The following is a 10,809-nucleotide window of genomic DNA, read 5'->3' as shown; positions in this document are numbered from 1 at the left end:
AAGCGGGCTCCGGAACGATAGGAACAGGCGGTGTCGAAGGGGATGCCGTAGACGGCAAAGTCCAGTCCATCGGGGTCCGAAACCCGCTCCATCCGCATAAAATTGCCGACGTTGCAGAAACGGGGCGAGGCAAACGCTGTGGCCGGCTGTTTCAGTTCTCTTGCACTCATGACGTATCGACCTCCATAGGATAGGGGCCTCGAAAGCCCCAGGGCCCTGTCGCAAAGCGCGGCTTCCGGCAGAAACGATCTTCTCTATTCTTTTCGGAACAGACGCTCGACCGGAGCGATCCATCGCAGAACGGACAGGGTTATAAGATTGCTTATCAGGGAGAAGGCTTTGCAGCAGCCGGGCGGGGGCCAGAGCCGTTTTTCGGCTCAAAGGGTCAGGCCGGCGGCGTTAGCCGTCGGCCTGACCTTCGGGTTTCATCTTGCAAGCTTTCAAAGCGCATCTGCTTGCGTCGGCGGCGGGGACAGATGCGAGCCATCGGCCTTGCGCGTCGCCCTCCCTCGGACCTTCCGAAGGGGAATCGGGCCGAAACTCCGGCTGTCGCTGCTCTCCATGGCATTATCGCCCTGCAGGACGCAGCGGCCTCCCGCGACGAGGCCGACGACGCGCTTGATCATCCACACATCCCTCATGAAAGGATGAGGGGCCAGGACGACGTCCCCCACGGCCGGGGCTTCCTCCCGGTAAGCGGTCAGGTCCACCACGACCGGTTCCCCGTCCCTGAGGGTGGGGTACATGCTGTGGCCCCGGACGACGACCGTCAGCTCTTCCGGCGCCTCAGCTGGCCGTATACCAGGCAACATCCCGCCCCTTCGTGGCCCAGAAGATGCGGTGGACCTCCTTGATGCAGTCCATCAGCTCCTCGGCGTGGCTCAGGCTCACCTCGACCTTGCAGGCGGAGCAGAGCTTCGCCGCCTTCCAGAACAGGTCGTGCAGCTGAGGAAACTTCTCCAGGTGCGGCGCCTTGAAGTAGTCCGTCCAGAGGATGAGCAGCTCGGCCTTGGCGACCTGGGCCTGCTCCTCCTTGATGGCGTCATAGCGGCTGAAGCTGTTCAGGTACGCGGTGAAGGCCGCCTTGTCCTTAGGGTCGGGGCACTCCAGCGCGAGCAGCTTCTTCGTCATGGAGAGCACCGCCTCCGCCGCGATCCGCGCCGCCGCGGGATCGTACACGCCGCAGGGCCCGTCGCAGTGAGCCTCTGCAAACAAAATCTTCTCTTCCTTCATGATACTCCTCTCCCGTCGTGAGATTCTGAAAAACGTTCTCCCGCGCATCAGCCCAGCAGAGCCTCCGCCGCCGCCTTCATCGCACTCTCCGCCGCGCCGTCCGGGGCCTCGAGGCAGGTTACGGGCTCGGCCGCAATGACGGCCCCCCTGCCCTCCATGTCCTGCTTCCACGTTTCCATGAACGCGCCTCCGCCCCAGCCGTAGGACCCGAACAGGAAGACCTTCTTCCCCTTCAGGCGATCCTTCAATTCTTCGATGAGCGGAAGGATCTCCGTGTCGTTGATCTCCTCCGTGCCGGAGGCCGGAGAGCCGAACGCCCAGACGTCCGTCGCAGAGAAAGCTGCCTTGTCCACGCCCGCGGCCTCCGAGAAATAGAGCGAGCCGCCCTTCGCCTCGACCGCGCTCTTGAAGGCCTCCGCGAGGGCCTTCGTGTTTCCGGTGTTGCTGAAGTACGCCAGACCGATCGTGTTCATTACAATCTCCCCTCCCTCGATATAAAAGCAAAAAGCTACAGTACGATATGTTAGCATAGTCGAACTCAATATGCAGCCCCTCAAAGGACTGTTTTACATATCATCCGGCGCTTTTGATAATTTCGTGGGCGATCGTCAGCCGCGGGCAGCCGCACTGGCCCTGACGGACGGCCACAAAAAAACGCAAAGGCCCCCGGTTCGGGAAACCGGGGGCTCGTCTGCAAATTGTTCAGTTGACGACCTCAAGCTCCACCTCATGAGTCAGGACCTCAGCGTAGCTGAAGGAAATGGTGCTCTCCGTCGAGTTGTTGTACAGCGTGAAAAGCTTGGGATAGACGTCCGTCAAGATCCCTTCCGTTTCCTCCACCCTGTTGCGGCCCTTGGACATGCGGCAGCGCACCCGCCGCCCCTTGTAAGAAATGATTTGATCTTTTATGGATGTAAGAGTTTTTGACATAAAAAGACACTCCCTCCATTTTTACTTTTTAAAGTATAACACTGATCGTTTAAAAAAGCAAATGGAGCTAGCCCCCACATCCACAAGGCTCGATGGCTTTATTGGGGAGCAAGCCCGTCGTGCCCGGTTAAGCCGCCTCCTCACCTTGCACTCGTCCAGCGCGGCAGGAAACGCGCAAAACCTGCCTCGGTCACACGAAAATAGATGGCCCCCTCGTCGGGGGCCATCTCCTTCGCAGCGCTTCAACCTCGTCAGGGCGCGGCCTCCCCGCCGCCTCTAGGCCGTCTTGGCACAGGCGGCCAGGGACTGGCCCGTCTCGATGCACTTGGCGGGGCACTTCTGGGCGCAGAGGCCGCAGTTCGTACACTTCGCGGGGTCGATCACCGCCAGGTCCCGGTCCATGGTGATGGCCCCCACCGGGCAGACCCTGGCGCAGAGGCCACAGCCGATGCAGCCGATGGAGCACACCCGACGCACCGCAGGGCCCTTCCAGTGGGAGCCGCAGGCCACGACGACGTCCGACGTCTGCGGGATGAGCGTCAGCACGTCCTTGGGGCAGGCCGAAACGCAGGCGCCGCACCCGACGCACTGCTCCCGGTCCACCACGGGCAGGCCGTCCGGCCCCATGAAGATCGCGTCGAAGTTGCAGACCTTCGTGCAGGTGCCAAAGCCGATGCAGCCGAAGGGGCACTCGTTGGGGGAGCCGCCGGGCACCATGGCCGCCGAACGGCAGTCCGCGATGCCGCTGTAGAGGGCCTTGCGCGGGGAGCGTGCGGGGGAGCCCAGACAGCGGACGAAGGCGCGCATGGGGACGGTCTCCTCCGCCGCCACCCCCATGATCTCCGCCACCTTGGCGCTCACGGCGCTTCCGCCCACGACGCAGAGGTTGGTCCCCGCGCCCTCGTTCACCACCCCGTCGGCGTAGCTGTCGCATCCGGGGTATCCGCAGCCGCCGCAGTTGGCGCCCGGCAGCACGGCACGAATCTTCCCCACCCGCTCGTCCTGCCGCACCTGAAAGACCACGGAGGCGATGGCCAAAAGCGCTCCGAACACGGCGCCCATGACCCCCATCAGGGCCAGGGGAACGATCAGATCGTGCATGAAATTCATGGCGTTCCCTCCCCTACTTGCCCATTCCGGTGAAGCCCATGAAGGCGATGGACATCAGCCCGGCGGTGATCAGCGTCAGGGGCAATCCCCGGAGGCAGGCCGGAATGCCCTCATTCGTTTCCACGCGCTCTCGGATGCCCGCCATCAGTGCGATGGCCAACAGGAAACCCAGGGAGGACCCCAGGGCGTTGACGAGGGACTGGGCGAGCGTGTACTTCTCGCTCATGTTCAGAACCGCCACGCCCAGCACGGCGCAGTTCGTCGTGATGAGGGGCAGGAAGATGCCCAGGGCCTTGTAGAGCGTCGGGTTCAGCTTCTTCAGCACCAGCTCCACAAACTGCACCAGCGCCGCGATCACCAGGATGAAGGCCAGGGTGTAGAGGTACTCCAGGCCCAGGGGCGCCAGCAGGAAATTGTAGGTCAGCCAGGTCATGAGCGAGGCCAGCACGATGACGAACACCACCGCGGCCCCCATGCCCACCGCCGTCTTGAGCCGGCTCGACACGCCCATGAAGGGGCAGCAGCCCAGGAAGCGGGTCAGCAGGATGTTGTTGACGAAGATGGAGCTCACGAAGAGCAGAAAGAGTTCCGTCATCTTTATTCCTCCTTCTCGGCCCGGGCGCCGGGGCAGCTGCCGCTCATGGCGCAGGCGGCGCAGCCCGCAGGGGCTTCGGGAGCCGGCTCCCCGCGCCGGGCCGCAAGGCGCGCCTGAACGGCGCGGAACAGGGCCATGAAGGTGCCCAGCATCAGAAATCCGCCCGGAGCCAGGATCACCAGCAGCGCCGGCTGATAGCCTGCGGGGACGACGGACAGGCCCAGGATCGTGCCCGCCCCCAGGACCTCGCGCACCGCGCCCAGCACGGTCAGGGCGGCTGTGAAGCCCAGGCCCATGCCCAGCCCGTCGAAGATGGAGGCGATGACGCCGTTCCGGGAGGCGAAGGCCTCCGCCCGCGCCAGGATGATGCAGTTCACCACGATGAGAGGGATGAAGATGCCCAGCGCCCGATTCAGCGCCGGCGCGTAGCCCTCCATCAGGAATTGAATCACTGTGACGAAGGCCGCGATGACCACGATGAAGATCGGGATGCGTATCTCGTCCGGGACCAGCTTCCGCAGCATGGAGATGACGGCGTTGGAGGCGATCAGCACGAAGGTCGCCGCCAGCCCCATGCCGATGCCGTTCTCGACGCTCGAGGTGACGGCGATGGTGGGGCACAGGCCGATGCACTGGACGAAGGTCGGGTTCTCGGTCAGTATTCCATTCTTGATGATGCTGAGGGGATTTTGGCTCATCTGCTCTCGCCTCCCTTTAACTTCCTGCTCCAGTAGTCCTCGGCGGCGTTCACTCCCGCCGTGACGGCGGTCGAGGTGATGGTGGCGCCCGATATGGCGGATATCTCGTCCCCCGCCTCCGCGGCGCCCTTCACCACCTTCAACGGCAGGGTCGTCCGATCGTCGAACTGCCGGTAGAAGGCCGGCTCCGCGGAGTGCGCGCCGAGGCCCGGCGTCTCCGCGTGGGTCAGGATGCGGATAGCGCTGACGGAGCCATCCTCCTTCAGCCCCACCACCATGGAAATGGGGCCGCCGTAGCCCTTGGTGGAAACCGTGAGGCAGTACCCCACGCGCGCGTCTCCCTTCAGCGCCTCCTGGGCGCCGGTCACGACGATGGTCCCGTCCTCCGGCGCGACGTCCACGGCCTTGAACGTCTCCGCCTCCGGCATGACGTTCCTCAGGGCGTTGGCCTGGTCCGTCATGCGGGCCTTCAGGATGGCCGTTCGGGTGCCCCGCTCCACGCCGCCAAGGACCAACCCCGTGACGGCGGTGACGAGGAACAGCGTCCCGCCGAGGCGCAGTGCCTTGTGCAGGCTCGTCTCCTCAACTGCCGCGTTCATCTCCGCACCTCCCCCAGAATCCTGGGCTTCGTCACCCTGTCGATCAAGGGCACCGTCGCGTTCATGATCAGGATGGAATAGGACACGCCCTCTGGATAGCCCCCAAATCGGCGGATGAGGGCCGTCAGGACCCCGCAGCCCACGGCGAAGACCACCTGTCCCCGCGCCGTCATGGGGGACGTGGTGTAGTCCGTCGCCATGAAGATGGCCCCGAGGAGAAGGCCTCCCGTCAGGGCCTCCTGCAGCGGCATCATACCGCCGCCGTGCCGGAGCAGTGCGGCCAGCAGGGCCGCCGTGAGGGTGTAGACCACGGGGATGCGCCAGGAGATGACCTCCTGCCACACCAGGAACGCGCCCCCCAAGAGCAGGAGCGCCGCAGAGGTTTCGCCGATGCAGCCCCCCACGTTCCCCAGCAACAGGTCCGCCGTGGACCAGGACGGGCCGGACGCGGCAGACGCTCCCGCGCCGCTCAGCGCCTTCATCGCTGCCAGAGGCGTCGCCGTGCTGACGCCGTCCAGGGACCAGGAGGTCATGGCGACGGGCCAGGAGATCAGCATCATGGCGCGCGCGGCCAGGGCCGGGTTCATGACGTTCCCACCGATGCCGCCGAAGAACTGCTTCACCACGACGATGGCGAACACGGCGCCGCAGGCGGCCATCCACAGGGGGATGGAGGGCGGGAGGTTGTAGGCCAGCAGGAGCCCCGTGACGGCGGCGGAGAGGTCCGACACCGTGACCGTCTGCCCCGTCGCGCGCTGCCAGAGGTACTCCGCAGCCACGCTGGCGGCCACGCAGACGGCGATCACGGCCAAAGCCCTCCAGCCCATGAAGTGAACGCCCGCCACCCCGGCCGGGACCAGGGCGGCGATCACCAGACCCATGATCTTCTGCGTGGAGAGCGGCGAATGGACGTGAGGCGAGCTCGCAACCATCAACTTCAAGTCTTGTTCCGTCATCGCAGTCATTTCTTCGCCTCCGCTTTCTGCTGGGCCGCCTTGGCCGCCGCGCGCCGGCGCTCTGCCGTCACCGCGGCCTTTCCGTCGCGGCAGCCCTGGGTCAGGGGCCGCGACGCCGGGCAGACGTAGGTGCAGCAGCCGCACTCGATGCAGTTCATGCCGCCCTCGGCCTCAAAGACGCTGTAGTCGCGCCGGCGCACCAGACGATCCAGCGTGGAGGGCACGAGGTGAACGGGGCAGGCCTCGACGCAGCGCCCGCAGCGCAGACAGTTGGATTCGGGCTCCACGTGGGCCGTCCTGGCCGTCAGGGCCACGATGCCGGAGGTCCCCTTCACCACGGGCACGTCGAGGGAGCGCATGGACATGCCCATCATGGGGCCGCCCGCCAGCACCTTCACGGGGGGCTCACAGAAGCCGCCCGCCGCGTCGATCAGCTCGCGGACGGAGATGCCGAGGGGCACCAACAGGTTCTTCGGCTCCGCAATGGCGTCCCCCGTCACGGAGATGACGCGGTCCGTCACGGGAAGTCCCTCGGTCAGGGCCAGCCAGATCTGCCACACCGTCCGGGCGTTCAGGATGATGCAGCCCACGTCCGCGGGCAGCGCCCCAGGCGGGATCTCCTGCCCCGTGACGGATTCGATCAACATCTTCTCCGCGCCCTGGGGGTACTTCACCCTGTGGGGCATCACCTGGATGCGCGTGTGGTCGTGCTCCGAGAGCTCGCCCTCCATGCGGCGGATGGCCTCCGGCTTGTTGGCCTCGATGGCGATGACGCCCTTTGCCTCAGGAAAGAGGCTGAGGCACATCTCCAACCCCTCGATGATGGGCTCCGGGCGCTCCATCATCAGACGGTTGTCGCAGTTCAGGTAGGGCTCGCACTCCGCGCCGTTCACGATCACCCATCGGATGACCCGATCCTTGGGCGGCGAGAGCTTGACGTGGGTCGGGAAGCAGGCGCCTCCCATGCCCACGATGCCCGCCGCCCGGATGAGCTTGACGTACTCCTCCGGCTTCGGCCGGTGCCCCAGCTCCTCGAACAGCGTCGGCGCGTGCTCGTTCATGCCGTCGTTCTCGACGACGATGCACGGCGCCACGTTGCCGGGGATCGTCATGCGCGGCGCGACCTCCTTCACGGTGCCGGAAACGCAGGAAAAGATCGGCGCGGCAACGAAGGCGTCCGTGTCCGCGATCCTCTGGCCCACCAGCACGCGGTCCCCCTTCGCCACCAGGGGCGCGCAGGGCGCCCCAATGTGCTGGGACAGCGGGTAGACCAGCTCGCCCTTGGGCGCCAGCTGCTGAATCGCCTTCTCCGCGGTCAGCGCCTTGCCCTCAGGCGGATGCACCCCTCCAGGAAACGTCGGCAAGTTCGTCATCTTATTCCCCCCAACTGAGTCTATCCAAAACCTCCGGGTTACCGAAGTTTGGTTCTATTCGCCCACGAGGCGACGCGGCCAGATGCAGAACGGGCGGGCCTGAAGTTCAAGGCCCGCCGCCCCGTCCTGCCCTCGCGGGCAGCTTACAGCCCGCTAACCCCGCCTCCGCCGCGCGAAAAGGGCCAGAAGCGGCAGGGCCAACGCCACAGCGCTCAATCCCGCGTCACACCCGCCGCCCGAGCCGCCGCTGCTCTTTTGGCCGCGCCCCACCTTTACGTTCTTGTACCTCGTGGTCAGCAATGCATCCCCGTTCACGGCCCGCGCTCGCACGCGCAGGCTGATGACCCTGCCCTTCGGGACCTCCACGGCGGGCACCCGGATGCGCGCCGAGTCGCTGCCACCGGAGCGGATATCATGCTGAACGGGCGTGTCGTCGATCAGGACCTCCGGGGCCTGAACCTCCACGTAGTTCCCCTTGGAATCCTTGATCTGCGCCCTCTTGGCAGTTTCGTCGTACCGGCACCCCATCAGGGTGAAGGACAGGTCCACGCCGCTGGCGACGCTCTCCGAATCGAGCTGGATATAGCTTTCGGAGATGCCGGGGTCGGGGACGTCGCCGGGGATGTCGGGACTTTCCGGCTGACTCGGGTTCTGCGGTTTTTTGCCGTTGATCCTGCCAGTCACGGTCACCTTGCCCTTCACCTGGAAGACCCCCTGATAGGTCAGGTCGCCGTCCACGTAGAGGTCCCCCTCGATGACGATGCCCCCAAGGACGACCATGTCCCCAACGACGTGCACGCTGCCGCCCGCCGACACCCTGCTGGACTTCGGCCCCCTTTCGGCGGCGCTGCCGCTCGTCGTGACGCCGCCAAAGGACCTCAGCCCCCTTCCAGCCCGGATGTCCCGGCCGGCGCGGATGTCCCTCGACACCTCAAGGGCCCCGCCCGCGATGATGTCCCGGCCGGCGGAGGCGCTGCCGTTCCACACGCTGACGTCCCCGGACGCGACGATGTCCCTCGTTGCGACGGCGTCGCCCTTCAGCACGCTGATGCTTCCGTCCGTGGCGATGACGTCGGAGGACAGGCCGTCGGTGGCGACGATGCCAGGGGGCACGTCGTCCGCTCCCGGGGTCGGGGCCGACGGCAGATCCCCATGCGCCGTCTGGTAGTCCAGCGCGCCCCTGACGTCCAGCAGGCGGCCGGCCGCCACCTTACCAGCGAGGGCCGTCTGATTTTTCGCCGCCCCCTCGATCAGGGCCGTCCGGATCTGGTACGCCGTGCGCGTCGGGTCCGCGGCCTTTAGCAGGGCCGCCGCCCCAGCCACGTGGGGAGCCGCCATGGAGGTGCCATTCATGCTGACTACCAAGACATCGTTGGACAACAGCCAACCCTTCGGATCCGCCGTATCCGCGGCGCAGGCCGTGCTGAGGATGTTCACGCCCGGCGCCGCGACGTCCACGTAGGTGCCGCTGTAGTTGCTGAAGTCGTCGGCGAAGGTGAGGTCAGAGCTCACGGCCCCCACCGCGATCATGTTGTGCAGCCCCCGGTAGGAGGCGGGGTAGGCGCACTCCCCCTTCTTGTACAGGGGTTCGTTGGCCCCTGGAAGTTTCGGACCATCCTGCGGCGCCGGGACGCCGATCTCCGTCCTCTCGTTTCCAGCAGCGACGACGAGGACGACCCGGTTCATGTTGTCCAGGGCCTTGAGCACCTGCCACACCACATCGCTCCCCTGCGCTCCCGGCGCCAGAGCGGGAGCATACCACCCCAGCGAGGCGTTCAGCGCCGCCAGCTTCAGGTTCGGCCGGTCCCTCAACAATCCGATCAGGTACTCGACCCCATCGATCATCCATCCCGTCGTGCCCAGTCCGTTCTTGTCCATCGTGCGGAGGGAGATCAGCCTCACGTTCCAGTTCACGCCCACGACGCCCCTGCCGTTGTTCCCCCTGGCGCCGATGGTCCCCGCCACGTGAGTGCCGTGGCCGTTCTCGTCCTGCCACGAGGAGTTGTTCGGCAAGAAACTCCTGCTCAGGGTCTCATCCACATTCGCCAGCTCGAAGCGCTGCGCGGTCGTGTCGATGCCCGTGTCCATCACGGCCACGTAGACGTCGTCGCTCCCCGTCGCGAGGTCCCAGGCCTCAGGTGCCTTAATGGCCTTCAGCCCCCACAGGGCGGGGAAGCCGGGGTCGTTCGGCTCTCTGGCGGACGCCTGCACGACGTAGTTGGGCGACGCGGCCAGCACGTCGTCCCGTTGGAGCAGCTTCCGCACCAGTTCCTCCTCACTGGAGGAGGAGGCGCTCAGCCGCACGAAGACGCCGTTTCCCGCCTCGGAGAGGTTCGGGTAGGTTTCCTCCACGCGCGCCCCCACGGCAGCGGCAATGGAGGCCGCGCGGAACGCTTCGCGCCCCACGCGCACGGACGAGGCCGACACCCTTCCCCCCTCGCCCTTAAAGACCGCCAGGACCTCCCCTGGAACGCAGCGGGCCGCTGCGGCTCCCGTCAGGGCAAACAGCGCGGCAAGCGCCAGCGCGGAGATCAAAATCGATCGCAGTTTCCTCAAGACACAGCCTCCTTCTCAGCGTATGGGACCGTCGTCGTCTCGGACGATCACATGGCCCGGCACGACAGGACCGTCCCCGTCGTCCTCTCCATCTCCACCGTGACGTAGCGCCGCAGGAAGCGCTGGGCGAACGCCGCGCGGTCCATCGGCCGGCCCTTCTCGTCCGCAAAGGCACACTCCGCCAGCAGCGGGCAGACGTACCTCCGCCCCCCCACGGCCAGCGTGATCTGTTGACCCTCTATGCCCTCCAGGGAGCCCGTCGCCTCCCGCACCTCCAGTTGGTCCAGGGGAACGACGGTGCGCTCCCCATTCGGGCCTATGATCTCAAAGCCCGCTGCGGACGTCTCCAGCTTCGGCTCCGGCACACCGACAGGCGCGGGCTCGGCGACCTCCATGACGGCCTCGTCGCCCGAAGCGGGGAGCGCCGTTTCGGCGTCCTGCGGCGCAGCCGCCCCCTTCGCAGCAAACGACGCCGCCAGGGCAGCCGCCGCAGCGAAGCGCAGGGCAAACCCTATCTTCTTCATCGTGCGAACCTCCTCGAACTGCGACGATTGACTAACAATTAACTTCAACACTCATTATACGCCAACTCGCCGCCACCTGCGGCCCTGCTGAGAGCTCCCTTATTTTGTCCTATTATAGCGCACCCCGCTTCTCCTCACGATCCGGACGGCCGTCCGGGCTCCACCGATTGCTATAATAATATTAAGGAAGCGCTGATTAATCTTCAAAAGTTGTTGAAAGCAATCAAGGAGCATC

12 protein-coding genes are annotated in these 10,809 nt (G+C 65.8%); all 12 read right to left on the bottom strand.

The features are described from left to right. Positions 1-440: 440 nt before the first annotated feature. Positions 441-812 (bottom strand): S26 family signal peptidase, encoded by a 372-nt coding sequence (locus ACO41U_RS08540; RefSeq protein WP_485943161.1) that lies wholly within the window; start codon positions 810-812, stop codon positions 441-443. Then, positions 787-1,233 carry a superoxide dismutase, Ni gene (gene sodN / locus ACO41U_RS08535; protein ID WP_485943159.1) on the bottom strand — a complete coding sequence of 149 codons (447 nt, stop codon included), beginning with the start codon at positions 1,231-1,233 and terminating at the stop codon, positions 787-789. The genes ACO41U_RS08540 and sodN overlap by 26 nt, the downstream gene beginning before the upstream one ends. 47 nt (positions 1,234-1,280) lie before the next feature. Continuing rightward, positions 1,281-1,706, bottom strand: coding sequence for a flavodoxin domain-containing protein (locus tag ACO41U_RS08530; protein WP_485943157.1), 426 nt, complete (start codon positions 1,704-1,706; stop codon positions 1,281-1,283). 229 nt (positions 1,707-1,935) lie between these two features. Then, complete coding sequence (locus tag ACO41U_RS08525; protein ID WP_298777690.1) at positions 1,936-2,163, bottom strand: Veg family protein; 228 nt, start codon at positions 2,161-2,163, stop codon at positions 1,936-1,938. Between the two features lie 276 nt (positions 2,164-2,439). Beyond that, on the bottom strand, positions 2,440-3,273 hold the full coding sequence (locus ACO41U_RS08520) for an RnfABCDGE type electron transport complex subunit B (protein WP_298777688.1): 834 nt from the start codon (positions 3,271-3,273) through the stop codon (positions 2,440-2,442). 13 nt (positions 3,274-3,286) lie between these two features. Further along, a complete protein-coding gene (rsxA, locus tag ACO41U_RS08515; protein WP_485943154.1) occupies positions 3,287-3,868 on the bottom strand; it encodes an electron transport complex subunit RsxA in 582 nt (193 codons plus the stop codon). 2 nt (positions 3,869-3,870) lie between these two features. Next, positions 3,871-4,566: an electron transport complex subunit RsxE gene (gene rsxE / locus ACO41U_RS08510; RefSeq protein WP_485943152.1), complete on the bottom strand. Its 696-nt coding sequence runs from the start codon at positions 4,564-4,566 to the stop codon at positions 3,871-3,873. Beyond that, positions 4,563-5,165 (bottom strand): RnfABCDGE type electron transport complex subunit G, encoded by a 603-nt coding sequence (locus tag ACO41U_RS08505; RefSeq protein WP_485943150.1) that lies wholly within the window; start codon positions 5,163-5,165, stop codon positions 4,563-4,565. Before ACO41U_RS08505 ends, rsxE begins: the two co-directional genes overlap by 4 nt. Continuing rightward, positions 5,162-6,121, bottom strand: coding sequence for an RnfABCDGE type electron transport complex subunit D (locus ACO41U_RS08500; protein ID WP_298777702.1), 960 nt, complete (start codon positions 6,119-6,121; stop codon positions 5,162-5,164). The genes ACO41U_RS08505 and ACO41U_RS08500 overlap by 4 nt, the downstream gene beginning before the upstream one ends. A 5-nt stretch (positions 6,122-6,126) precedes the next feature. Then, positions 6,127-7,494 (bottom strand): electron transport complex subunit RsxC, encoded by a 1,368-nt coding sequence (rsxC, locus tag ACO41U_RS08495; protein ID WP_298777678.1) that lies wholly within the window; start codon positions 7,492-7,494, stop codon positions 6,127-6,129. 153 nt (positions 7,495-7,647) lie between these two features. Continuing rightward, the gene (locus tag ACO41U_RS08490; RefSeq protein ID WP_485943148.1) at positions 7,648-10,050 is read right to left on the bottom strand and encodes a S8 family serine peptidase; all 2,403 of its coding nucleotides are present in this window, start codon (positions 10,048-10,050) and stop codon (positions 7,648-7,650) included. Positions 10,051-10,097: 47 nt separating this feature from the next. Further along, positions 10,098-10,574: a hypothetical protein gene (locus ACO41U_RS08485; protein WP_485943146.1), complete on the bottom strand. Its 477-nt coding sequence runs from the start codon at positions 10,572-10,574 to the stop codon at positions 10,098-10,100. Positions 10,575-10,809 lie beyond the last annotated feature (235 nt).

The organism is Fretibacterium sp., assembly GCF_057312375.1.
Note: the sequence above shows the minus strand (reverse complement) of the source record. Positions and strands in the feature narration are given on the sequence as shown.

What these genes read in the sequence shown, in the direction of transcription:
- ACO41U_RS08540 (WP_485943161.1), bottom strand. Translation starts at nt 812, where the DNA reads ATGTTGCCTGGTATACGGCCAGCTGAGGCGCCGGAAGAGCTGACGGTC.
- sodN (WP_485943159.1), bottom strand. Translation starts at nt 1,233, where the DNA reads ATGAAGGAAGAGAAGATTTTGTTTGCAGAGGCTCACTGCGACGGGCCC.
- ACO41U_RS08530 (WP_485943157.1), bottom strand. Translation starts at nt 1,706, where the DNA reads ATGAACACGATCGGTCTGGCGTACTTCAGCAACACCGGAAACACGAAG.
- ACO41U_RS08525 (WP_298777690.1), bottom strand. Translation starts at nt 2,163, where the DNA reads ATGTCAAAAACTCTTACATCCATAAAAGATCAAATCATTTCTTACAAG.
- ACO41U_RS08520 (WP_298777688.1), bottom strand. Translation starts at nt 3,273, where the DNA reads ATGAATTTCATGCACGATCTGATCGTTCCCCTGGCCCTGATGGGGGTC.
- rsxA (WP_485943154.1), bottom strand. Translation starts at nt 3,868, where the DNA reads ATGACGGAACTCTTTCTGCTCTTCGTGAGCTCCATCTTCGTCAACAAC.
- rsxE (WP_485943152.1), bottom strand. Translation starts at nt 4,566, where the DNA reads ATGAGCCAAAATCCCCTCAGCATCATCAAGAATGGAATACTGACCGAG.
- ACO41U_RS08505 (WP_485943150.1), bottom strand. Translation starts at nt 5,165, where the DNA reads ATGAACGCGGCAGTTGAGGAGACGAGCCTGCACAAGGCACTGCGCCTC.
- ACO41U_RS08500 (WP_298777702.1), bottom strand. Translation starts at nt 6,121, where the DNA reads ATGACGGAACAAGACTTGAAGTTGATGGTTGCGAGCTCGCCTCACGTC.
- rsxC (WP_298777678.1), bottom strand. Translation starts at nt 7,494, where the DNA reads ATGACGAACTTGCCGACGTTTCCTGGAGGGGTGCATCCGCCTGAGGGC.
- ACO41U_RS08485 (WP_485943146.1), bottom strand. Translation starts at nt 10,574, where the DNA reads ATGAAGAAGATAGGGTTTGCCCTGCGCTTCGCTGCGGCGGCTGCCCTG.